This window comes from Candidatus Terasakiella magnetica, from assembly GCF_900093605.1.
GTDB lineage: Bacteria > Pseudomonadota > Alphaproteobacteria > Rhodospirillales > Terasakiellaceae > Terasakiella > Terasakiella magnetica.
In genome coordinates, this window is the sequence record NZ_FLYE01000008.1 from 25,744 (window position 1) to 49,473 (window position 23,730).

At 47.3% G+C, this 23,730-nt stretch carries 17 protein-coding genes; 11 read left to right on the forward strand and 6 right to left on the reverse strand.

What is annotated here, in order from left to right:
• Positions 1-18 precede the first annotated feature (18 nt).
• Both MTBPR1_RS06305 and MTBPR1_RS06310 read left to right on the forward strand, forming a co-directional pair.
• Positions 19-570 (forward strand): cytochrome b, encoded by a 552-nt coding sequence (locus MTBPR1_RS06305; protein WP_069186726.1) that lies wholly within the window; start codon positions 19-21, stop codon positions 568-570.
• Between the two features lie 30 nt (positions 571-600).
• Positions 601-1,503 (forward strand): MBL fold metallo-hydrolase, encoded by a 903-nt coding sequence (locus MTBPR1_RS06310; RefSeq protein ID WP_069186727.1) that lies wholly within the window; start codon positions 601-603, stop codon positions 1,501-1,503.
• A gap of 181 nt (positions 1,504-1,684) precedes the next feature.
• Here MTBPR1_RS06310 and MTBPR1_RS17950 read toward each other — a convergent pair whose 3' ends face one another.
• Entirely contained in the window at positions 1,685-12,409 is a 10,725-nt protein-coding gene (locus MTBPR1_RS17950) for an Ig-like domain-containing protein (RefSeq protein WP_126465058.1), read from the reverse strand.
• A 297-nt stretch (positions 12,410-12,706) separates the two neighbouring features.
• On the opposite strand from MTBPR1_RS17950, the gene MTBPR1_RS18095 reads away from it, so the two are divergent.
• From MTBPR1_RS18095 to MTBPR1_RS06330, 4 genes are all read left to right on the forward strand, one after another.
• On the forward strand, positions 12,707-12,880 hold the full coding sequence (locus MTBPR1_RS18095; RefSeq protein WP_165602625.1) for a hypothetical protein: 174 nt from the start codon (positions 12,707-12,709) through the stop codon (positions 12,878-12,880).
• 371 nt (positions 12,881-13,251) lie between these two features.
• On the forward strand, positions 13,252-13,776 hold the full coding sequence (locus MTBPR1_RS06320) for a peroxiredoxin (protein ID WP_069186729.1): 525 nt from the start codon (positions 13,252-13,254) through the stop codon (positions 13,774-13,776).
• A 92-nt stretch (positions 13,777-13,868) separates the two neighbouring features.
• Complete coding sequence (locus MTBPR1_RS06325) at positions 13,869-15,305, forward strand: dihydrolipoyl dehydrogenase (RefSeq protein WP_069186730.1); 1,437 nt, start codon at positions 13,869-13,871, stop codon at positions 15,303-15,305.
• A 16-nt stretch (positions 15,306-15,321) separates the two neighbouring features.
• Positions 15,322-15,576: a glutaredoxin domain-containing protein gene (locus MTBPR1_RS06330; RefSeq protein WP_069186731.1), complete on the forward strand. Its 255-nt coding sequence runs from the start codon at positions 15,322-15,324 to the stop codon at positions 15,574-15,576.
• A 43-nt stretch (positions 15,577-15,619) separates the two neighbouring features.
• Here MTBPR1_RS06330 and MTBPR1_RS06335 read toward each other — a convergent pair whose 3' ends face one another.
• Positions 15,620-16,462 carry a fumarylacetoacetate hydrolase family protein gene (locus MTBPR1_RS06335; RefSeq protein ID WP_083222933.1) on the reverse strand — a complete coding sequence of 281 codons (843 nt, stop codon included), beginning with the start codon at positions 16,460-16,462 and terminating at the stop codon, positions 15,620-15,622.
• 89 nt (positions 16,463-16,551) lie between these two features.
• The gene (locus MTBPR1_RS06340) at positions 16,552-17,199 is read right to left on the reverse strand and encodes a hypothetical protein (protein ID WP_069186732.1); all 648 of its coding nucleotides are present in this window, start codon (positions 17,197-17,199) and stop codon (positions 16,552-16,554) included.
• Between the two features lie 241 nt (positions 17,200-17,440).
• On the opposite strand from MTBPR1_RS06340, the gene MTBPR1_RS06345 reads away from it, so the two are divergent.
• Positions 17,441-18,247, forward strand: a complete 807-nt coding sequence (locus MTBPR1_RS06345) for a LytTR family DNA-binding domain-containing protein (RefSeq protein WP_069186733.1) — start codon at positions 17,441-17,443, stop codon at positions 18,245-18,247.
• A gap of 55 nt (positions 18,248-18,302) precedes the next feature.
• Here the strand turns inward: MTBPR1_RS06345 and yghU are convergent, their stop codons facing one another.
• From yghU to MTBPR1_RS06360, 3 genes are read right to left on the reverse strand one after another with little or no spacing between them, the layout of a single operon-like run.
• A complete protein-coding gene (gene yghU, locus MTBPR1_RS06350; protein WP_069186734.1) occupies positions 18,303-19,136 on the reverse strand; it encodes a glutathione-dependent disulfide-bond oxidoreductase in 834 nt (277 codons plus the stop codon).
• A 9-nt stretch (positions 19,137-19,145) separates the two neighbouring features.
• The gene (locus MTBPR1_RS06355; RefSeq protein WP_069186735.1) at positions 19,146-19,814 is read right to left on the reverse strand and encodes a DsbA family oxidoreductase; all 669 of its coding nucleotides are present in this window, start codon (positions 19,812-19,814) and stop codon (positions 19,146-19,148) included.
• 15 nt (positions 19,815-19,829) lie between these two features.
• The gene (locus MTBPR1_RS06360; RefSeq protein WP_126465060.1) at positions 19,830-20,756 is read right to left on the reverse strand and encodes a LysR substrate-binding domain-containing protein; all 927 of its coding nucleotides are present in this window, start codon (positions 20,754-20,756) and stop codon (positions 19,830-19,832) included.
• A gap of 52 nt (positions 20,757-20,808) precedes the next feature.
• Here MTBPR1_RS06360 and MTBPR1_RS06365 point away from each other — a divergent pair, with 52 nt between their 5' ends.
• The 4 genes from MTBPR1_RS06365 to MTBPR1_RS06380 all read left to right on the forward strand — a co-directional run bounded on the left by MTBPR1_RS06365 (position 20,809) and on the right by MTBPR1_RS06380 (position 23,710).
• Positions 20,809-21,501: a haloacid dehalogenase type II gene (locus MTBPR1_RS06365; protein ID WP_069186737.1), complete on the forward strand. Its 693-nt coding sequence runs from the start codon at positions 20,809-20,811 to the stop codon at positions 21,499-21,501.
• A gap of 24 nt (positions 21,502-21,525) precedes the next feature.
• A complete protein-coding gene (locus MTBPR1_RS06370) occupies positions 21,526-22,455 on the forward strand; it encodes a glutathione S-transferase family protein (RefSeq protein ID WP_069186738.1) in 930 nt (309 codons plus the stop codon).
• A 2-nt stretch (positions 22,456-22,457) separates the two neighbouring features.
• A complete protein-coding gene (locus MTBPR1_RS06375) occupies positions 22,458-23,081 on the forward strand; it encodes a DsbA family protein (RefSeq protein ID WP_069186739.1) in 624 nt (207 codons plus the stop codon).
• A 62-nt stretch (positions 23,082-23,143) separates the two neighbouring features.
• Positions 23,144-23,710, forward strand: coding sequence for a heme-binding beta-barrel domain-containing protein (locus tag MTBPR1_RS06380; RefSeq protein WP_069186740.1), 567 nt, complete (start codon positions 23,144-23,146; stop codon positions 23,708-23,710).
• Positions 23,711-23,730: the final 20 nt, after the last annotated feature.

Here is a 23,730-nt window from a genome sequence, read left to right on the forward strand (position 1 = left end):
ATTAACGAGGACAAGACAATGCAACTTACCGACAACAAGCAAACTTACGGCAGCGTGAGCAAATTCCTACATTGGGGAATGTTCGCAATGATTATCGCCTTATTTATTCTCGCCAATTCCATGAACGGCCTGCCAATTGGCCCTGAAAAGTTCAAAGTAATGGGGATGCATAAATCCATCGGCCTAACCCTGTTTTTCCTTTTACTTGGTCGCATTTTCTGGCGCCTCTCAAATGCCACACCTAAAGATGACAATGCCCCGGCATGGGAATATTTCGCAGCACACGGTCTCCACCTTGCTCTCTATGGTGTTCTTTTAATTATGCCGATCAGTGGGATGCTGATGACATTTGCTGGTGGACACCCGCTTTCCTGGTTTGGTGTGTTTGATATGCCTAATCTAATCGGCAAAGACCAGCAACTGGCAGATACAGCAAAATTTATCCACGGGGCCAGTGCATATCTTCTCATCTTGATGGTTGCTGGTCACGTCGGTGCTGCCCTTTTCCACAAGTTTGTTCGAAAAGACGGCATCATGCAAAGAATGTTGCCTTTCGCTTCAAGTAAATAATTTCCCCACATATTACGCATAGGTGTCGTTATGACAAAACATACAGGTATCATCGTTCTCCTTGTCGGATTAATGTTCTCCGGCTTGGCCTCAGCTACAAGCGTTCCTCCAGTCTCAGAGCCCATAGGCGGCGAACAATGGGGGCATAGTGTCAAGAAAGTTGGTAATGGGATTTACGTCTTTCGTTGGTGGGTCTACAGAAACGTATTCATCGTCACAGACGAAGGTGTGATTGTAACCGATCCGTTAAACCCGAAGGCAGCGAAACTTCTTAAAAATGAAATTCGTAAAATCACTGATAAGCCAGTTAAATACGTTGTCTACAGCCATAACCATCATGATCATATTTCTGGCGGCATTGTTTTTAAAGATGATAATCCAAAATTTGTTGGTCATAAGAATATTGTAAAAGAACTTGGCGACCATCCAAACGCAGTCACACCAATTCCATCCATAACTTTTGACAAAAACTATACACTTACTCTGGGCAACCGTACTTTGGAACTTCTCCATTTTGGTCCTAACCATGGTGAAAGTCTTGTTGTCATGCGTATCCCTGAAGAGAAGTTTCTGTTTGTCGTCGATATCGTAACCCCGCGCCGCGTTGCCTTCAGAATGATGCCCGATTTTTGGCCAGATGAATGGGTCCGTTCCTTAAAGGAAATTGAAAAGCTAGATGTTGATTATGTAATTTCCGCCCATGGCCCCGCAAACCAACCTGCTATTGATCCTGCATCTGTGGTTACAGAACAACGCGAATATCTGGAAGACCTCATGACAGCGGTTAAAACAGCAATGGATAACGGAACCCACAGCCCCGACAAGCTGCAAAAAATCATCAAACTGCCCAAATATGAACATTGGAGAAGTTATAATGAATGGTTACCCATGAACGTAGAACGCATCTGGGCTTTTTATCACATGGGATGGTAATCTCAGGAAAAATCAGGACCCTATATATTTCCGTCTGCTATTTAGGGTTTAGCTGACATTTCATAACAGAATGTCCGCTCTACGCCCTATAGCAGATGGCTATCCAGATCATTGAGAAATACGGCTTGTGACCCATAGCTAAAATATCGAAACACATTTCAGAAGGAGTTCTCAGTATACCTTAAACCAGTGAAACCTGATCATTGAGCACCACAGTCGCTGTACCATCATTACTTTGATAGACAGAATAGCTTTCAGAGGTTGATCCATCCAAAACAAGTGATACATCTGTTGTGGTATCACTCCAAGACCCGTTCATGGTGAGCGTATCGCCCGCATCGCCATCAATGATCAGAAGGTTATCTGTCGCAGCATAATTTGTGGCTGCCATAAAGCCGTTGGCGCCTTCATTGATGGCGAGGATATCGCTGATATCAAATGTGAGGGAATTATCGCCTGAGCCTGTCAGGTCAATCGCTTCGAGGTTTGTATAAACCGTATCTGCAATAGTGGATAGATCGAGGCTATCGCCTGAGCTTTGGAAAGATAGAATGTCATTATCAGCGCCACCGTTCACCCTAGTGATATCTTCTGCATCATAAATCAGAGTATCGTTGCCAGCACCACCGTCTAATGTATCATTCCCCGTTCCACCATTGAGAACGTCATCCCCATCACCACCACTGAGGCTGTCATTGCCGGTACCTGCTATAATCGTATCATTACCCGCATGCGCCCATACGATATTATTACCATTTCCAGTATAAATGATGTCATCACCTCCTTGAGCACCAAATATGTTACCAGTATCATCACCTGTCAAAGTGTCATTGAAATTGGTTGAAATGATATATTCAAAACCAATGATGACATCGCTTCCCATCTCGGCACTGATGGTCTGAGCAACCCCGGCCTTACTTAAATCAACAGAGATACCCATGGTAGCCCCGGAAATGTGATAATCGATTATATCAAAACCTGCACCGCCATCATAAGTATCTGCCCCACCGAGACTGCCATGAACATAAAGGCGATCGTTTCCTTCTTCACCTTTTAAAACATCATCACCAGCCCCGTCATAGATGGTGTCATTACCATCGCCCCCCAATAAAATATCATTCCCTTCATCACCGCCAAGGCCATCATTACCGGCACCGCCTATGACAGTATCATCACCGGCACCACCAGCAAGGTTGTCAACGCCATCTCCGCCAGTGATGGTGTCATTGCCTTCCTCACCCCATGCGAAATTATTGCCATGCTCTGTAAAGAGAACATCATCACCACTACCGCCATAGAGACTATCCGTACCATCACCGCCATAGATAACGTCATTACCCGCATGACCATACAGCTGGTCCGCACCGCCACCACCCGTGATGGTGTCATTATCTTCCATCCCCCAGACCAGATCATTCCCATCACCACATGTAATGATGTCATTACCTTCGTAACCATAAGCATGATTATTGCCGTTACCTGTATTGATGACATCATTCCCCCCATACGCAGAGAATGCATTATCTTGATCATTGCCGATAAGAATGTCGTCATAGTTGTGAGAATGTACATTCTCAATGGAAATTAACGTGTCTGAACCTAGTTCAGAACTAATCAATTGAGCTGTTCCCAGTTTCGTCAGATCAATTGTCATGCCCATTGTTACGGCGTCGTGATATATAAGCTTGTCATGTCCCGCACCGCCATCATAGGTATCATTTCCACCTAAGCCCGCATAAATATCATCATCGCCATCTTGACCATACAACGCATCTGATCCAGCATTGCCGATTATTAGGTCACTGCCTGCGCCACCATTGATAACATCATCTCCATCGCCACCGGTTAGGCTATCATTGCCGTTACCCGCTATAATCGTGTCATTGCCCGCATGGGCCCATACGATATTGTTACCATTCCCGGTATGAATGACATCATCACCTGCATTAGTACCAAACAAATTGCCTGTATCATCACCTATCAAATGGTCATCAAAATTGGTGGATTGAATATATTCAATCCCTGTGATGAGATCGCTGCCCATTTCATCACTGACCAACTGTGCCTGATCTTGTATGCGCAGATCGACCGTAACTCCTTGAGTAACATTCGCAGTCCAGATGTATCGCAGGATATCAAAACCATCCCCGCCATGATAAGTATCACTACCACCAAGGCCAGAGATGATCACATCATTACCACCATTGGCGATGACGGTGTCATTATCTGCACCATCATAAATAGTGTCCGCATCGCTGCCACCTATCAGAGTATCATCACCGGCTTCGCCGTGGATCTGGCCGCCACCAGCACCGCCGTCAATATAGTCGTTACCATTACCGCCATAGAGGTAGTCATAGCCGATACCGCCCGTAATGGTGTCATTGCCATCATACGCCCATGCGTGATTATCACCATTTCCTGTATGGATAACATCATCCCCACCACCAGCACCGAACATATTGCCATTATCATCCCCGATCAAAATGTCATTGAAATCGGTTGCATGTATATATTCAATGCTGGTGATAATATCACTGCCCATTTCAGCGCTGATCAATTGGGCGACCCCGGCCTTACTTAAATCAACGGAGATCCCCATCGAAGCCCCGGAAATATGATAGGCCAGCTCATCAAAACCATCACCACCATCATAAGTATCGGTTCCGCCAAGGCTGGCATGAAGGCGGTCATCGCCCTCTTCACCTTTCAGGATGTCATCGTCAGCCCCACCCGTTAAGAAGTCACGGCCATCACCACCAAATATCGTATCATTGCCAGCATCACCTCTTAGATTATCAGAACCTGCACCACCTATGACAGTATCATCACCGTTCCCCCCATTGAGGTCGTCATTACCGTTACCGCCTGTAATCCTGTCATTGCCCGCATGGGCCCACACATAATTGTTACCATTCCCTGTATAAATGACATCATCACCTTCTCGAGTACCAAAATTGTTGTCCGTGTCATCGCCTATCAAAACGTCATCAAAATCAGTTGCGATGATATATTCAATGCCAGCAATGACATCGCTTCCCATCTCCGCACTAATGGTCTGAGCAACCCCTGCCTTACTTAGATCAATGCTAACACCCATCGTAGCCCCGGAAAGATGATAGACAAGTTCATCAAAACCGGCACCGCCATCATAAGTGTCGCTCCCACCAAGGCTGGCATGAATACGGTCATTACCTTCTTCAGCTTTAAGGATGTCATCGCCAGCTCCGCCTGTCAGGAAGTCACGACCATCACCACCAAATATCGTATCATTGCCAGCTTCACCATTTAGAGCATCATTGCCGGTGCCGCCTGTAATGGTATCATTCCCATCACCGCCATTCAGGTTGTCATTACCGTTACCGCCTGTAATCGTGTCATTGCCCGCATGGGCCCATACGTAATTGTTTCCATTCCCTGTATAAATGACATCGTCACCTGCTCGAGTACCAAAATTGTTGCCCGTGTCATCGCCTATCAAAACGTCATCAAAATCAGTTGCAATGATATATTCAATGCCAGTAATGACATCGCTTCCCATCTCGTCACTGATGGTTTGAGCAACCCCTGCCTTACTTAGATCAACGGAGATACCCGTTGTCGCCCCAGAAAGATGATAGACAAGTTCATCAAAACCGTCACCGCCATCATAAGTATCGCTCCCACCAAGGCTGGCATGAATGCGGTCATTACCTTCTTCAGCTTTAAGGATGTCATCGCCAGCTCCGCCTGTCAGGAAGTCACGACCATCACCACCAAATATCGTATCATCTCCAGCACCTCCACCAAGAGCATCATTACCGAGACCACCTGTAATGGTATCATTCCCGTTGTCGCCACTCAGGTTGTCATTGCCGTTACCCCCTGTGATGGTATCATTCCCATCGCCGGCCCATGCGTAATTATTACCATTTCCGGTGTGGATAACATCATCCCCTCCATTAGCACCGAACATGTTGCCATTATCATCACCTATCAAAATGTCATTGAAACTGGTTGCATGTATATATTCAATGCCAGTAATGACATCACTGCCCATTTCAGCACTGATGAATTGAGCAACCCCAGCCTTACTTAAATCAACGGAGATCCCCATCGAAGTCCCGGCAATATGATAGGCCAGCTCATCAAAACCATCACCGCCATCATAAGTATCAACACCGCCAAGGCTGGCATGAAGGCGATCATTGCCTTCTTCACCTAGAAGATGATCATCACCAGCCCCGCCATAGATGAAATCACGCCCATCACCACCTAATACAGTATCATTTCCTGCATCCCCGTGCAGGTTATCATCACCTTTACCGCCAAAGACTGTATCATGATCGTCACCACCGTACAGGTTATCGGCATGATCACCGCCAATAAGCTTGTCGTTTCCTTGGTGACCATAGGCGAAATCAATGCCGTTTCCTGTGGTGATGGTGTCATTTCCAGCCATCCCGTAGAGCCAGTTATTATTGTCATCACCGATCAGGGTGTCACCGAAATCTGAGCCTTGCAGATTTTCGATGGAGATGAGGGTATCGACGCCCATGTTACCACCAACGGATTGGGCGGTGCCTTGTTTGGTGAGATCGACTGTTACCCCACCTGTGGCACCCAAATCGATATAGCTGACCTGATCAATGCCATCTCCACCATTAATGATGTCATCGCCTAAACCGCCATTGAGGTTATCGTTGCCTGCGCCACCTTTGAGATGATCATCGCCTGCATTACCGAACAGCACGTCATCACCGCTATCTGCCGTAATGTCGTCATCGCCTTCTTTACCAATGAGGATATCATTCGCAGAGGTACCTGTGAGCGTCACGCTCGGGTCTTCGATGGTGGTGAGCGTGAAGGTGTCTTCAGCTGTGGCACCTGAGCCGTCCGTTACAGTAACAGTGATGTTTTGGGTGCCAATATCGCTTGTGGCAGGTGTACCGGTGAAGATACGGGTCTGGGCATTAAAGCTCAGCCAACTGGGTAGACTTGAGGTGCTGTAGGTGAGCGTATCGTTTGTATCAATATCACTGAAGCTATCGGCTGAAATGGTGTAGCTAAAGGCCTTGCCTTCTGTTGCTTGGGTGTCAGCAATCTCCTGCTTCACAATCGGGGCATCATTGGTGCCGGTGATGGTGAGGGTAACGGTTTCTGTCGCTGCTGCACCATAACTGTCACTGACGGTATAGGTGAAGGTATCGGTTGTGGTTTCACCTACGCCTAATGCCTCAAGGGCGGTGGATGTTGGTTTATAGATTACATCCGTGCCATTATCGGCAATCACCACAGAGCCCTTGCCACCCTGACTAACGGATAGCAGGCTTAAGACATCGCCCGTATCGGCGTCGCTGTCATTGGTTAGTACGCTGAGCGTAGTTGAGCCGTTTTCAGCCACTGTACCCGTATCGGCTGTCAATTCAGGTGCATCATTGGTGCCTGTGATCGTGACAGTGACGGTGCCCGTGCTTTCTCCACCCTGATCATCTTGCAGGATGTAAGTAAAGCTGTCGGTTGCGGTTTCACCCACGTTCAGGTGCTTAAAGGCCGAGCTCGTTGGCGTGTAAGTAATGGTGCCATCCTGATTAAGAACAGCCGTGCCATTTGATCCATTGGCGACAGACTTCACACTCAATGTGTCATTGGCATCAACATCTGTGTCATTGCTCAGCACATTGAGAGTTACCGCCGTGCTGTGATCTGCAGCTGTGGCTGTATCTGCACTTGCAACAGGTGTGTCATTGCTACCTGTATAGGTCACGGTGACTTCTGCAAGTGATGTGCCCAGAATTCCCCCGTCACTCACTTCGTAAATGAAACTATCGCTTTTGGTTTCACCCACAGACAGGAAGTCATAAGCGCCTGCGTTTGGCGTGTAAGTCAGCGTGCCGTCACTCTCAATTTTCACCGTGCCATATGTCCCGTCTGAGACATCAGTGATGGAAAGCGTATCGTTTTCCACATCGCTGTCATTAGCTAGCACATCAATATTTAATGCGGTGATTTCATCAATCTGCGTTTTGCTATCTGCAACCAATGTGGGGGCTGCATTGGTCCCTGTGATGGTGACATGAACGCTCGCTGTAGAATTATCACTTAATGTGTAGGTAAAGGTTCGTGTCTCAACCACACCTTCTTTAAGCGCCTCAAAAGTCGCTGCATCCGGAGTGTAGGTCACGGATTTACGATCACTGCTGATACTCACCGTGCCATCTGATCCAGTGGCATCTACCGATGTGATGCTCAGATTGGAACCTTCATCATTATCCAGCACACGTGTGGTGACAGAGGCTATATCCGTAGCTGTGTAGGCATAATCATCAATGGCGTTTTGAGCAATCACCCGGTTGCTATCCACACTTTGGGCTGCTGTTTCAGCGTCAATGACCGCTGTATTGGCACGAGCCACCTGTGCTGCAGCCAGATCGCCTTTACCTGCGGCAATTTCAGCCGCCGCCTGTGCCGCAGCCTTGGCCTGATCAGCAGATCTGCGTGCCACTTCAGCAGACGCGGAGTCACTATTTTGAGCAGCAGCAGCCGCCAGGTCTGCCTTGGCGATGGAAATATCGGCAAAAGCCTTGGCGCGCGTGATGGCTGCCAGTTCTTCGGCATTTTGCGCAGTGGCCGCTTGTGAGGAAGCTTCATCGGTTGCTTGGCTTGCCTGATCGGCTTGGGTTGTGACTTCACTGGCTGCGGCATTGGCTTGCGTTGTGGCATCAGCTTGCGCTTGCGCCAAATCCGCAATACTGAGGATGCGTCCATAGGCCACATCAATCTGCTGGAAAGATTTATCGGCTTCTTCTTTCACCCCGCCTGCTGAAGCCGCAGAAGTTTGGGCCACTTTAGCTTGGGTAAGTGCATCTGCACCTTTACCACTTGCCAGATCAAAGGCCATGTCACTGGCCGCATCCGCCCCAAGGGCAGCAATCTCTACTTTAAGCAAGGATGTTTTGGCCCCGTTCAGAGCCTCCAAGGCTTTGGTCTTTAACAGAGCAATGTCAGCAAGATTGATCGAGGACCCATTGCTCAGGGCCTGAGTTTCCAGAGTTTGAACTGTGGTCAAAGCCGCTGTCGCCACCACGCCATAAGCCACCACCTCGGCCTGATGGACCTGCGCAGATGTGAGATGAGTTTGTGCAAGCTCCGCCTGTTCTTTGGCCGCAGCCGTTGCGACTACTAAAGCCGTTGCGGCTTCTTTCGCGGCTGCCTCTGTTATGGTTTGAGCCGCCGCAATTTCAGCCTTTTGGGCAGCAGCTAAGCTTGCTGCCTGTGTCGCAGCCGCATCGGCTTGATCAATAGCGACCTTGGCACCTTCAATATCTGCATCGCCCTTGGCTGCATCATTCACCGCCTGAACAGCCGCTGCGTTAGCTGCCGTGTCATCCGCAACCAGACGAGCCGCATCATAGTTACTTTGTGCCGTTGCAACTTCGGCGATTTTAGTGGCATCAAGCGCAAAGGCCTCATCATATTTCACCTTGACCGCATCCAACCTCACCTTGGCTGCTGCCACCTCATCATCGAAGAAGCCAGATGAATTAAGTGCTACCCAGTTGTCATATTGAGCTTGCGCCTGATCACGTTTTTCTGTGGCATCAACAAGATCAGCCTGAGCTGCAACTAGTTCAGCCTTTTTCTCATCAAGAACTTTTTCCAGCCTTAAGGCTTCTTTTTCCTTAGCCGCCGCATCACTTAGAAGCTGTTGCAAGCTGGCTTGATTGGCCGCTTCAATGATCGGCGCTTCAGCCACTACATAAGCCCGTTTTGCAGTTTCCAGATCAAGCCGGGCTGTCTCATGCAGCTTGACCAGCCTGTCATATGAAGCTTGCGCCTGAACCAGTTGCGCGTCCCGTGCAGCTTCTGCTTCAACACCTTGGCGCGCATAGCTTAACTTGACAGCATCTTTCGCCTGAGTGAGCGCATCCGTAGCCCCTGCCTTTGCCGTTTCAATGGCTGCAAAAGCCACTTCAACTTTGTTTAAAGCAATTTTGGTTTGCACAAAGTTAGCATCGCGTGCGGCAACTTCTGCCACATCTGCATTGCTCCCTGTAATCAGGCTTGAGGCCTCAACCGCCACCAAGGCCGCAACCACCTTTGCCAAGGCAATATCAAGGGCGGCCTTAGCCTGACCTTCAGCCGCAGCCTGTGCCACAAGGTACTTGCCTTCAAGGGTGGCTACTTCAGTCTTCGCTGTTGACAGCTTGTCCAGTTCTGCCAGTGATGCAGCAAGCTTGGCATCAAGGGTATCTTCTTTGGCGGTTAAGTCCGTCTTCGCTGTGGCAACATCAGCTGTCGCCTGTGTAACAGCAGCTTGAGCTGTTGTTGCTTTAGTCTGCGCATCAGTCGCGGCATCATCAAACAGCTTAAATAGTTTTTGCGCAAAAGCCTTGGTCGTATCCGCATTGGCATGAAGCTGTTCTGCCAGTTTGGCTTGGGCTTCCAATACCGCATCTGTAGGGTCTGCATCGGCCGCCGCCCGGGCCGTATCCGCTGTTGTTTTGGCGGTACTTTCTGTCTGCGCGGCCTTTTGCAAGGCAACACTCACACTGTCCGTACCCGATAAGGCCCCCAGGTTCTGATTAACCAGCACGCTTTCAAGGGATTGATCAAGTCGTGCGCTGGCTTCATCAGCAGCTGTTTTCAAGGCCGCGTATTTGGCCTTGGCAACCGCTTCTGTAATCAGTTTATCCGCCAATGTTGTGCGCGCTGTTTTAACCACACCTTGAGCTGTGAGAACTGCTTCTTTCGCTGTGGCGCTGGATGTTTGAAGACTGATCACCACAGCCTTGGCTGTGTTTAGATCAGCTAACGCTGTCCCATCAATATAATCTGCGGCCGCCGCCAGTGCATCGGTTGCCCCCTCAATGGCTGAGACCGCTTCCTTAGCTTCGGCTTCGGCTGTATTCACCCGTTCAACGGCCGCTAAAAACTCATCCAGAATAGAGCTGTCTAATTGTTTTGAAAGCGCTGTTTCGTCCACTGAATTGGCCGCATTGGCTCGCTCTGATTCCGCCGTCTTGGCATGATTTAACGCTTTGGTGGCCGCTGCCCTAATTTGAGTGGGATCGGTCAGTCGAATCGTCTGAAAGGCTTCTTCTGCTGCCAAGTCTGCGGCCGCCGCTGTCTTAACTGCAAAACCGATTACATCACTCAATGTCGCAGGTACATTGCCCTTGGCTGACAAGGTGGAGGCGGCCGAAGAGACCTTGGTTGTGACGGTATTCACCAGATCAGGTAGTGCATCAAAAGAAATGTTTGCTGTGTTGGAACTATCCGTGCTCAACGCACTTGCCACTTCGGTTTCAAAGTTAGTTGCTGCAATAGCTTCTGCAGCAGCAGCCTTATTCGATCCAGCATTCTTGGCAGCTGTGATCGCACTCGCAAAGACCTTCTCTGTAGCAGCAATCGCAGCATTCACGATGAGCACCACTTTGGCAGCTGCATCTTCAGCCGCTTGCGCAGCAGCCTGAAGCTCCGCAATTACATCGGCGTCCGGTGGTGTCGTTGTTCCGACCAGAGACAATAAAGCAAGAGCAGCTTTAGACACACTGCTTGAGGTCGCCGAGATCGCACCGGCAGCACCCAATGACTTCAACGGGCCTGTGACAATTTCAGCTAGAGACTGAACTTCTGTGGTGGAAAGTCCCACTGAGCTATCCGTGCCCTGCACGCTTAATTGCGCGGCAATAGAAGAGGCACTCGCTGCCGCACTATCTTCGGCATTCCCCGCATTGGTCGCAGCCGTTGCAGCTTGATTAACAATGGCGAGGATTGTCTGCGCATCTGCACTGTAATCCGTTTGAAGCGTGTTGATTTTTTGTTGCAAAATGCGATCTTCTTGCAAGATCAATTTCACATCCGGTTCGACAACCAGGGGCGGACGTAAGAAGGTTTCTGCCTGTAATAAAGTCTGATCAAACAGGTGAGCCTGTTCTTCCCCTGCTTCAATTGCAGCATTCAGTTCCAGCTCAACCTCTTCAAGGCTGGGCGTCTCTTTTGCAGCTTCAACACCTTTCTCTGCTGCTTCTTTAAACCCTGCGTCTAAATGATCTGCATTGGGTTGTGCCGCGAGCGCCTTACCAACAAGTTGCCCAACTTCTTTAGCGCTATAGCTGCGGGTCGTCACATCCCCTGTGGAGGTAATCGCCACACCTTGACCGGACTGGTTGATGGTAAAACTACTGCCATCCAAAGCCGTTACAGTAACTTCACCGGAAACTTGTCCGGCTTCGGGTAAGAGGGCAGCTTCAAAACTGCCATCACGGCCCACGCGCCCACCAAGGGCAGTACCGCGAATACCGATGGTTGCCAGCGGGGTGTTGATGGACACCGCATCAGGTTGTGTCTTGGCAATGGCCCCACTGATAAAAGTAAAGGCCCCTTGGGTGAGAGAGATCACGGACGAGCCTGTCTCGCCTGCTGGATCATAGACCATTTCATCCATGATCATGCGCCCGTCTTCACCTAAGGAAAGCGAACTATCATCCGCAAAGATAATCCCTACCGAACTAGCATCAAGGGTAACAATCACATCGCCTTGGAAGATTGCATCGCCATCGACTAGCTGGACCTCTTTCCCATCACTGCGCGTAACACGCACCACACCATCTAATGTTTCCACACGACCAATGGCATCACCCAGAACAGTTGACCCCGCAGCCTGAGCATATTGCCCCGGTGCAAGCGGACCTGCCAGCTTTTGAACCAGATCAGGTGAAACCACAGCGCCATTTGCCGCCACCAAAGCAGGCGGGTTCTCAACAGCAAAATAGCCCCTTATCAACACAGTCTCGCCATCTAAAGTCTTGATGACAAGGTCCGAGCCTAAACGAATAAAATCAGAGGAATGAAGGGAGGAAATGGAGGAAAGATCAACGCTCGAACCTGATGTTATGTCTAAAACCAGCGTAAAGTCATCCACAGGCAAAAAAGAACCTTTTTCCGCCTTGTTCGCAGATTGTTGTACTCTCGTGGTTTTAATACCTAACCCCAGTCACGTCTTGTGTTCTCAAACATAAAAAAACAGCCTTCCCCCGAAAACTGCCTAAGATGTAAAAAAATCATTGATTACTAAATTTGCAATCAAACATTTCATTCCTTATACATGATATGAGTGAATTTGTCTAATTTAGAAAACCGACAAAATCCAACAAAATATAGCCCCCGTACCTAAACTATTGGAAATGGTCATTATTCCGCTTCTGGTAAAGATGGCACGATGTATGTCGCTGAAAAATCAGAACAAGAACGCCTGTTAAAGTGGAATTACAGCAACGAAGACTTCGATGAAGTTTCCGTCCCGTCCGGTGTAAAACCAACCTGGGTAGGCGTTTTAAAAGACGGACGTCCTTGGTTTATTTCGTCGGACAGTAAGATCTATCGGGCGAAGTGACACTTAGTATTAATAGTCTTTCGCTTGGAATGTAACAGGTTGAGAACCGCTGTGTTGATTATGTCCGAGTCGGGTCAACAGCAGGCATTCTAGCTTGTTGTGCAACAGGTCTGCTTTTGCCGTAATAGTAGTCATAATCAAAAAAATGTCCGCTTTACGCCTGTTAACGGAAGTCTATTTCTTGAGTATGAATGACGGCTCCTGACCCATGCCAGACATGTGTCACGCTCCTTATGCAACCGCTTTAATTAATAGGAAAAATCTATTAATTTTATAAAAATAACTCATTTTACTTATTTTTAGTAATCTCCTACATTCAGTTTCAGACAAACACACACACCTGAAACAAACCACACTTTGGAGATCTTAAAATGACTAACACTGTACCAGCAACAATCTTTAAAACCCGCGTTCGCAACGAAGCCATCGAAGGCGATAATCCGTTTGAATGGAAAGATCTTTCAACAGACGATGTGTTTAAAGATAAAAATGTTGTTCTCTTCTCGCTACCGGGTGCTTTCACACCAACATGTTCAACATCACACTTGCCCCGTTTTGAAGAATTATATGAAGAATTCAAAGATCAGGGCGTAGATGCTGTTGTCTGCCTTTCCGTAAACGATGCTTTTGTCATGTTCCAGTGGGGTAAAGCACAAGGTGCAGAAAATGTCTTCTTGTTGCCAGATGGGAATGCAGAATTCACCCGTAAAATGGGTATGCTGGTTGATAAATCAAACCTTGGTTTCGGTATGCGCAGCTGGAGATATTCTATGTACGTCGAAAACGGTGAGATCAAACAGTTATTCTCTGAAGACGGTTATTCTGACAACTGCCCAACTGACCCATTTGAAGTGTCTGATGCAGACACAATGTTGAACTACCTGAAGAACCGTTAAGGCTCTTCCTAAAGAGGAAGGGGTGGCCCTCTCCATGTCCCCGCAAACCTTCCCTTCCTCTTTCTCTCCTTTTTTCTTCGAAAGACAAGATCATGACCACTCATAACGTAGAAGTCGCCATCATTGGCGCAGGCACCGCCGGTATGGGTGCATATCGTGAAGTAACCAAAAAAACAGACAGTGTCGTTCTTATCGAAGGCGGTGAGTATGGCACCACATGCGCCCGTGTTGGCTGCATGCCGTCAAAACTTCTTATTGCAGCAGCAGAAGCCGCTCATTTCGGTCAACATACTCAGCCCTTTGGTGTGAGCTATGACAAACCCGTTATCGATGGTAAAGCCGTCATGGATCGGGTTAAGTCAGAGCGTGATCGCTTTGTTGGATTTGTTAAAGAAGATGTCGAAGACTGGAATGAAGCCCATCGCATTCGTGCCTTTGCTAAATTCATTGATGACAACACGTTGGAACTCTCCAACGGTGATACCGTCAATGCCGAACGCATTGTCATTGCCACAGGGTCCAGCACCTTTGTGCCGCCCCCCTTTAAAGCCTTTGGTGATCGCCTGATTGTTAATGACGATGTCTTTGACTGGGACGACTTGCCTGAAAGTGTGGTTGTCTTTGGTGCTGGTGTCATTGGGTTGGAACTGGGGCAATCGTTAAGCCGTCTTGGCGTACGTGTCTCCTTGTTTGGTCGTGACCATCTGGTTGGGCCTTTAAGCGATGACGTTGTTAAATATAAAGCCCGTGAAACCTTCATGGATGAATTTGACTTCCACCCCCATGGTGAAGTTACACGGATGGAGAAGGTTGGAAACGGTGTCGAGATTGACCATATGGTTGATGGTGAAACCCTGACTGAAAAATATGACTATGCCTTGGTTGCGACAGGCCGTCGCCCGAATGTAGACAAGCTGGGTCTTGAAAAAACATCGTTAAAACTTGACGAACGCGGTGTTCCGCATTTTGTTCTGGCAACAGGTCAAACCAGTGCTAGCCATATCTTTATTGCCGGGGATGCAGTTAATAATATTCCATTGCTGCATGAAGCTGCTGATGAAGGCAAGATTGTTGGTTTTAATGCCGCACGCTATCCAGAGATTAAAGCTTTCGTTAAATCATCTCCGATTGCTGTGATGTTCTCTGATCCGCAGATCATGATGGTCGGCGAAAGTTATCGTCAACTTGAGGGACGTGATGCTGATTTCGCCATTGGTTCCGTCGACTTTAAAGGTCAGGGGCGAAGCCGTGTCATGCTTGTCAACAACGGCATCCTGCGGGTTTATGGTGAACGTGGCACAGGCAGGTTCTTAGGTGCAGAAATGATCGGACCGAAAGCCGAACACATCGCTCACCTGCTCGCCTGGGCACATCAATCAAACCTGACCGTTTCAGAAATGCTGGATCGTCCGTTCTATCATCCGGTTGTGGAAGAAGGTGTCCGCACAGCCCTTCGTGATCTCAATCATGAACTGAAACTGGGGCCTGTTTCACCAGTGCGCTGCCTTGATTGCGGCCCTGGTGCTTAATAAAAGGAGTAAAACAATGGGTGTTGAAATATATACCAAAGACAGCTGTATGTTCTGTCAGAAAGCCAAGGCTTTATTTGATGAGAATGGCATTTCGTACAAAGAGCACGATGTCAGTACTATTGATAAATTCAAAGCCATGCAGGAATTGATTTCAGGGGCTAAAACTGTTCCCCAGATTATAATCGACGGACACCTGATCGGTGGCTACGATGTCCTGGATGCTCACAAAGAAGCGATCTTTGAGAAACTAAAGAAAAAGCAGATTTGAATGAATATCAGGCTCACCAATCCTTAAGTGAGCCTGACATTATTTATTCTCGTGCAATCTGATTGCTCAGGGTTCCAATACCGTCAATCGTCACCGTAACCACATCACCAACATCAAGGGCTTTCGTTCGCCCCGGTGTTCCCATAAAAATCATATCTCCCGGCTCAAGCGTAAAATAGCGGCTGAGATAACTCACGACTTTAGCCGGTTTATGGATCATATTTTTTGTATTTTCCTGCTGCACAGTTTCACCGTTTAAACGTGTGGTGAGCAGAAGATTATTCGGATCCAGCCCTGTCACAACAACCGGACCAACAGGACCAAAGCCATCACTGGCCTTGGCGCGCATCCATTGCAGGTCACGGCTCTGCCAGCTACGCTCACTCAAATCGTTGCCAGCAGTGAGGCCAAATATATAATCATTTGCATCGGCCTCACTGACATTTTTTGCCTGCTTGCCGATAATCAGAACCAGTTCACCTTCGAAATGGACGTTGCTTGCATCTCTGGGCAACGTGATCGTTTCTCCGCTTCCGATGAGTGAAGAGGGTAGTTTGAGAAATAACGGCGGTGGCAAGTCTGAGGAAGATGCGAGATGACTGGCGAAATTCATACCAACTGCGAAAACCTTACGCGCATCCGTTGGGGGCAGCAGCCGTACATTTTGACGTGTAAGACTTTTACCCGTTTTCTGCGATACAGGAAAAATACCTCCGCTTAGTTCTTCAATAACGTCACCGGATAAAACACCATATCGAACACCTTCTGCTGTTTCATAGCGAACATAGGACACTGTGTCTGCATAGGCCGCACTCACACTATAAACGGTTAAAAGTAAAAACAGTGTCGGTATAATATTACGTAAACGATTTATCGAAAAAAACATGGTGATCTTTTACAAGCAGCAAGGGTTAATCTAAAAAAAGAGGAACACCTCTAACAATGCAAAAGTGATTGTCAGAGGTGTTGTCAGGATCAATCGGCGGCAAAACAATATAAGAAGCCTGCACCACCTGTTTTCGTCAAAGCATCTGCACTGCAACCACGTGAGTCATGTGCTGCATTCCACGAAACATTACCACCGCCATGGCGATCATGGTGACCGACTGTCGCAGAACCTTCACCATTACTGGTCCAGTTGCTACAGGTATGATCACCTTTCTGCCATGGGAAATAGGCCGTTCCATCTGCCATCGTACCCGTCAGAATATCATGCTGGTTTGGTTTGTCGCCGCGACCATTTACCAGATTACCGTTTTCATCCAGAGCTGTTCCCTTTAGGATATTCGGGCTGATATGAAGGTCATCCAAATCATTGGCGATTTTCACCCCTTTCGCATTGTACCATGGGCCTTTGCCGATGCGATCACGCGCAGAAATTCCACGCTTGCCTTCTTCCTGTGTGCTTAGGTAAGCGTGCCATGTTTTACCCCCTGCACCTGCAGCAGTCGCCAGCTTGCCACAATGGGCATCCGCTCCTGCCAGCCCCCCAAGGTTACCACCATCACCCACGCCAACGCTGGTGACAAAGAAACTCATTTTTGCATCTGATGCTTCAACTGTGGAAACTGAAAGTGCAGCCAAAGCTGCGCCAGCCACAAGCGCATAGGATATCTTGAACATTTAAAACTCCCTGTTTGAAATCAATGTATTGGGAACCATTCACATGCTGAAATCATACGTCCGTGAATAAAGGCCCAGTTCTATTAACGCACAGTTGGCCTAATGAAAAAAGGTCATCCAATCCACAATTACGTGAATGTCACTGATTATCTTGAAAAATTTTAAAGAGGAAAATACTCTATGTATTTTCAATCACTTATAGTACAGTATCCATTCAAGAAGCATGAACTGATTTCGTATAATGGCCGTATCAAACCGTCTAAGACAGGAAAGCTATCTCTTTTTATTCATTGCACTTTCCTGCGCATTTCTAATTGCAGCAAGCCAATCATCGCCTACACAAGGGGGCGGTGTTATTGGCGGATATATCTACTGGGTTCTGCGAATACTGATCGAAGCTTTTTTGTTTTTTGCCTTCCGCGAAGTTGTTGAACGCTACCTCCTACCAAATAAGTCAGCTATTACGACAGCTTCTATGGCCTGCGCCCTCAGCCTTATTCCTTTTGTCCTCGCCATCACCGCGTTCGATCTTATTCTGGGATATCCAGAACTTGGTATAGAAGACAGCGGAACAACAGAACATGGAAGACTTGCCGAATTTGGACTGGAGCTTGTTTATCTATCTGATAACCATTTCGCCCTCTGTCTTTTATTATCTGTCTTTCGTTTGTTCCAATTTAATGGTCCAAACGAGACAAAGAAACAGCTAGATGAAGAAGGTTTCCTGCAGACAATAGATCCCCAACTGCATGGTGATATCCTCTGGATTACAGCTCAAGAACATTATGTAAAAATTGTGACGACCAAGGAGAGCCGCACTGTTCTCCATCGTTTTTCCGACCTGATTAGAGACCTTTCTTCCTATCCCGGCATGCAGGTACACCGTTCACATTGGGTTACCTTTGACGCGATCACTGATTTGGAAAAGTCAGGCCAAACCATGAAGGTTATTTTGAGCACCGGTGACATCATACCGATCAGTCGAACCTATCGCTCCCAACTGGAAGAAAAAATAGCCGAAACCATGCCAGAGCTGCACAAGGAATAGAAAACACTTAGTCTTTGATAAAAAGGTGTTTTTCAAAAACATTCTTGTCTTGTAGTTAATGTTCAAAATCAGAAGCATCGTGACGTTCCCGAAGCTGTTCTGAGGGTTCCCCCCAAACACGATTCACTTTGCGTCCGCGTTGAACAGCCGGGCGTTGCCAAATCTTCTCAGCCCATCTGCACACATTCTCATAAGTGTGAACCTGAAGAAATTCGGCAGCACCATACTGTGCACCGCGCACGAGATTACCATACCATGCCCAGGCGGCTATATCAGCGATACTATATTTCTCACCAGCTAGATATGGCTTCTTCACAAGCTCTTTATCCAACATATCCAATTGTCGTTTCACTTCCATTGCATATCGATCAATAGGGTATTCAATTTTTACCGGTGCATAGTGATAGAAATGCCCGAAACCACCCCCCAAAAAAGGCGCGGCCCCATGTGACCAAAACAGCCAGTTCATAACCTCGGTGCGTTTTGCCGGGTTTTTCGGCAGGAAATGTCCGAATTTTTCAGATAGATATAACAAGATTGAACTTGTCTCAAAAACCCGCACCTTTTCTTCTACATCATAAAGAGCCGGGATCTTTGAGTTTGGGTTAAGTTCGACAAAGCCTGAAGAAAACTGCTCCCCTTCAGCAATATCAATCAGAAAAGCGTCATAATCGGCTTGCATGACACCAAGCTCAAGCAGCTCTTCCAACATGATGGTGACCTTTTGACCATTGGGCGTGCCGTAGGAATAAAGCTGTAAATTATGCTTGCCCACTGGCAATTCCTTTTCATGGGTCGCCCCGGCAATAGGTCTATTTACCTTGGCCCACTTTCCTCCATTTTCACTATCCCAATGCCATACAGCAGGGGGCGTATATTCTTTAGTCATTTAAAGCTCCTAATTTTCTTTATCAGCAAGCTGTTTCAAAAACTGTGCATAATTTTCCACACCTTGAGCACCCACCATGAGATGTTTACCCTTGAAGATAATAGAGGGGACACCGTCGATATCTTGCTGCTGCCAAAATAATTCACGGCGACGGACTTCTTCGGCAAAACGCTGGTCTTTTAAAACATTAAGCGCTTCTTCTTTCTCAAGTCCGATGTCTTGAGCAACCTCTGCCAGCACCGTGCTATCTGAAAGGTCCCTGCCATTTGTGAAATGCGCTGTAAATAACGCCTGTTTCAATTCGTGGGTCTTCTGATAAGCTTCAGCCCAATGAAGCAGTTGGTGCGTTTTGAACGTATTATGCATACGCATATTATCTGTAAATACAAATTGAAAACCAACCTCAACACCGATTGCTGTGATATTCTCCCGTGCCTTCTCAGATTGCTCCCTCATCGTACCATATTTTTCTGCAACATGCTCTCGCAGGCTTTGGCCTTCTGATCCCATCAGCGGGTTTAATTCAAACGGATGCCATTGGATCTCGAATTCTGTTCCTGTGTCATTTAAAGCCTGCAACAACTGGCGATATCCAATCACACACCACGGGCAAACCACATCGGAAACGATATCAATTTTCAAAGGCTGTGGAGATGTCATTTTATTTTCCAGTTTCATCAAGATGGAAACGCTTTAAGAGAAAAGTGAAGTGCGGACTAGGTCCGTCAGTACCGCAATGGTTTTCATGTCTGAGCTGCTCGTTTTATGAGTGTAAAGCGCGATTTCAAGACTGGGAAGCTGCGGTAAAAATGTCAGTTCCGTGGCCTCTCGCAACCCTTCACCTAACTGTTCACGTGTTCTGGCAGTAATACCAAACCCGGCCCGTGTCGCCGCAAAGATACCTTGTAAACTTGGACTGACGGAACTGATGTGCCAGGGCAGACCTGCCTGATTGAGGTAATCAAGGGTGAGGTCACGCACAATGCAAGGTTCATGAAATAGCACCAGTGGAAGGGAGGCTTCGGTTGGCAGATGGAAATCCTCCGCACAAATCCAGATCAGAGGGGCTTTAAAAACGATCTCGCCCCCATTATCTGCCTTTGGATCCTTGCCTGCGATTGCAATGTCCAGCTTTCCTTCCTTGAATGCCTTATGGATATTGCGATTCATATCCACATTCAAATCGATCTGTATGTTTGGGTTCCTTTCCTTAAAGGATTTCAGCAATCCCAACAGTTTTGTTTCTGCAAAATCTTGTGTGGTACCGATACGGATCCGCCCTCTTGTGCTGAGTTGTTCACATTCAGAAAGCAGGACGTCGTTCATGGATAGCATTTTACGGGCCTGCTCTAAAAAACGATAACCCGCATCCGTAATCGTTTTTCCTCTGCCTTGTGAATTAAACAGGGGGATACGTACGTTTTCTTCAAGCTTTTTCATTTGCAAGCTGACCGTTGGTGCAGATATTTCCAACACGTCAGCTGCCTGAGCAAAGCTGCCTTGCTCGGCCACAGCTACAAAGGTTCTGAGCTGGCTTAAATCCAGATACTCCATCACAATACCATTCGATTGATTAATAATATTAATGTTTATTTTATATAGATTGCATTTATCAATCAATCAAAACCCAATAACCTCTCAAACTGTCGATACAGAAAAAGGAAAGAAACACATGGCATGTGATACGATTTTATTTGATATTAATGAAACCGTCCTTGACCTGTCTTCGCTTAAACCCAGATTTGAAAAGGTTTTCAAAGACAACTCGATCATGCCAATCTGGTTTACGATTTTGCTTCACAACTCAACCGTCTGTTCTCTAACCAAGGTGAATACCGAGTTTGCCACACTTGCCGGTATTGCATTGGACAATATTGCTGCACGTCGGGGTATCTCTTTAAGCGGTGAACAACGCACAGACATCCTAAGCGGTTTTGCAAGCCTACAGCCCCACAGTGATATTATTCCGGCCCTGAAAACCTTACGTTCAAATGGCTATCGCACGGTGGCTTTTTCCAACTCTTCGATTGAGCTGGTTACCAACCAGATAAAAAATGCTGGCTTGAATGACTATTTTGACCGGATTATTTCTGTTGAAGAAAGCGGCTCTTTCAAACCGGATGCAAAGGTCTATATCTATGGGGCAGAAAAACTGGAGAGACCTTTAGAAGATCTACGCCTTGTCGCAACGCACGACTGGGACACTCACGGAGCCATTACGACGGGGATGAAAGCTGCATATATTGATAGAACAGGTGTACCATACAATCCATTGTTCAAGCGCCCAGATGTTTTTGGGACAGATATGCGCGAGATTGTCGAGCAGTTCATGGCTGAAGACGCCAAGAACAACGAAGCCTTATAATTTAATAAAAGAGGAAGCCCCCAAATGAGCACCCAACAGATCATCTTTCACCACTATCCCCAATCGCCTGTGAGTGAAAAAGTCAGGATCATCTTTGGTATGAAAAACCTGACCTGGAAATCCGTGCTTATTCCCCGTTTGCCGCCTAAAACCAATTTGACACCTCTAACAGGTGGGTATCGCCTCACCCCGGTAATGCAGATCGGGGCGGATATCTATTGCGATACCAAATGCATTATTCAGGAGCTTGAACACCGCTTCCCAACACCTAATTTCTTTCCTGATCATCTTTCCTGCGGGCTTGGTCAATGGACAGACGGGCCTTTATTTAAAGATGTGGTCACGGTTGCCCTGGTGGAAATGAGCCCGAACATGCCCCCAGAATTTTTAGCGGATCGGGGGCCTCTGTATTTTGGTCCGGATTTCTCGCTGGATGATATAAAGGCAAAATACAATGAAAGCCTGTCCAATATTCGCACACAATTTGGCTGGATCGATAAAACCCTTCAATCCCGTGACTTTCTAAACGGTCCTAATTCGGGTCTGTCTGATGCGTTGGTTTATTATCTCCTCTGGTTCCTGCGCGACCGTCTGCTAAAAGATAACCCATTTTTACAACAGTTCCCAAACCTGATGGAATGGGCAGAGCGTATCGATACGATCGGTCATGGGACCTCAGACGATATGAGCGATCTTGATGCCCTTGAAATTGCCAGAAAAGCTCAACCACAGACGCCAGAACAAGAAGACCCACTTGACCCGTTTGGTTTGCAAGTTGGAGAAAAAATTGCCATCAGCCCTGTTGCTGGTGGTCCAAAAGTTGAAGGAGCTCTACACCACCTTTGTGCAGACCGAATGACCCTATTGAGAGAAGACGAACAAGTCGGACAGGTTTGTGTTCATTTCCCTCGCTTGGGCTATCGCGTAGAACGAACATCAGACAAACAGGAATAGCCATGATATCCTCAACTTTATTTTACGTGCATGATCCAATGTGTAGCTGGTGCTGGGGGCACTGCCCACAATGGCAGAAACTAAAAAAGAACCTGCCTGATACGGTCATGGTGAAAAACATTGTCGGCGGTCTGGCACCGGACAGTGACGCCCCTATGCCCATGGCACAGCAACAAGCCATTTCTGGATACTGGAAAAAAATTGAAGGCTTGCTTGGGACACAATTTAACTACGATTTCTGGACAAAAAACACACCGCGCCGATCAACCTATCCTGCGTGTCGGGCAGTCATCGCCGCACGTTGGCAGAATGCGGAAGAAAAAATGATCCTCGCCATACAAGAGGCTTATTATCTCAGAGCCATGAACCCGTCAGACCAAGAAACGCACCTTCAATTAGCATCAGAGCTGGACCTTGATACGGGAAGGTTTGAAGCTGACCTCAATTCACAAAAACTCGAACAAGCCTTTTCTGAGGAATTGCAGTTTGCCCAAAGCCTCCCCATACATGGTTTTCCATCAATGGTACTTCAACATGACGAAAAACTTTATGCCATTCCGCTTGATTACCAAGACTATCGGAGCGGGCTCACAGCCATAACTGAGATTATTTCACAAGGGGCTTGAAAATTGATTAAAACTACTTCATGAACATTTCAAAATAGCAAAGAGTTGAATGAGGGCCAAAAATGAAAAATTATCAGGATATAGATTATGGCCCTCTGGAAGAATTAATCGGCACTTGGAAAGGCAATCAGGGCACCGATATTGCCCCGGGGTTAAAGGGTGTAGATAACAACTCCTATTATGAGACTATTGTTTTTGAAGAAGCTGGTTCTGTTCTTAATGCCAACGAACAAAAACTGGCCGTCCTGCATTACCGGCAGATCGTCAGAATGGAATCAAATGACGAAATTTTTCATGACCAGACAGGCTATTGGCATTGGGATGCAGATCAAAACATCTTGATGCATTCCTTTGTCATCCCTCGCGCCGTCAATGTCATCGCTGGTGGTGCCTATTCAGGTAAAACTGATGAGAATGGACGACGCGTGCTAGAAGTTCAGGCCAAATTGGCAGACCCTCATTGGGGTATCGTCCAATCACCATTTATGAGTAAGAAGGCATCCTGCGTTGAATTTCATCAAACCATTATCGTCGGAGATCGTAAAATGAGCTACTCTCAAACATCGCTCATTGATATCTATGGAAAAATGTTTGAACATACGGATGAAAATGAACTCTTCCGTAAATGAAAGCTTGTCTGCTTCTGGCT

Bases quoted from the DNA above. Each gene is read 5' to 3' on its own strand.
- MTBPR1_RS06305 (WP_069186726.1), top strand. From the start codon at position 19: ATGCAACTTACCGACAACAAGCAAACTTACGGCAGCGTGAGCAAATTC.
- MTBPR1_RS06310 (WP_069186727.1), top strand. From the start codon at position 601: ATGACAAAACATACAGGTATCATCGTTCTCCTTGTCGGATTAATGTTC.
- MTBPR1_RS18095 (WP_165602625.1), top strand. From the start codon at position 12,707: ATGTATGTCGCTGAAAAATCAGAACAAGAACGCCTGTTAAAGTGGAAT.
- MTBPR1_RS06320 (WP_069186729.1), top strand. From the start codon at position 13,252: ATGACTAACACTGTACCAGCAACAATCTTTAAAACCCGCGTTCGCAAC.
- MTBPR1_RS06325 (WP_069186730.1), top strand. From the start codon at position 13,869: ATGACCACTCATAACGTAGAAGTCGCCATCATTGGCGCAGGCACCGCC.
- MTBPR1_RS06330 (WP_069186731.1), top strand. From the start codon at position 15,322: ATGGGTGTTGAAATATATACCAAAGACAGCTGTATGTTCTGTCAGAAA.
- MTBPR1_RS06335 (WP_083222933.1), bottom strand. From the start codon at position 16,462: ATGTTTTTTTCGATAAATCGTTTACGTAATATTATACCGACACTGTTT.
- MTBPR1_RS06340 (WP_069186732.1), bottom strand. From the start codon at position 17,199: ATGTTCAAGATATCCTATGCGCTTGTGGCTGGCGCAGCTTTGGCTGCA.
- MTBPR1_RS06345 (WP_069186733.1), top strand. From the start codon at position 17,441: ATGGCCGTATCAAACCGTCTAAGACAGGAAAGCTATCTCTTTTTATTC.
- yghU (WP_069186734.1), bottom strand. From the start codon at position 19,136: ATGACTAAAGAATATACGCCCCCTGCTGTATGGCATTGGGATAGTGAA.
- MTBPR1_RS06355 (WP_069186735.1), bottom strand. From the start codon at position 19,814: ATGAAACTGGAAAATAAAATGACATCTCCACAGCCTTTGAAAATTGAT.
- MTBPR1_RS06365 (WP_069186737.1), top strand. From the start codon at position 20,809: ATGGCATGTGATACGATTTTATTTGATATTAATGAAACCGTCCTTGAC.
- MTBPR1_RS06370 (WP_069186738.1), top strand. From the start codon at position 21,526: ATGAGCACCCAACAGATCATCTTTCACCACTATCCCCAATCGCCTGTG.
- MTBPR1_RS06375 (WP_069186739.1), top strand. From the start codon at position 22,458: ATGATATCCTCAACTTTATTTTACGTGCATGATCCAATGTGTAGCTGG.
- MTBPR1_RS06380 (WP_069186740.1), top strand. From the start codon at position 23,144: ATGAAAAATTATCAGGATATAGATTATGGCCCTCTGGAAGAATTAATC.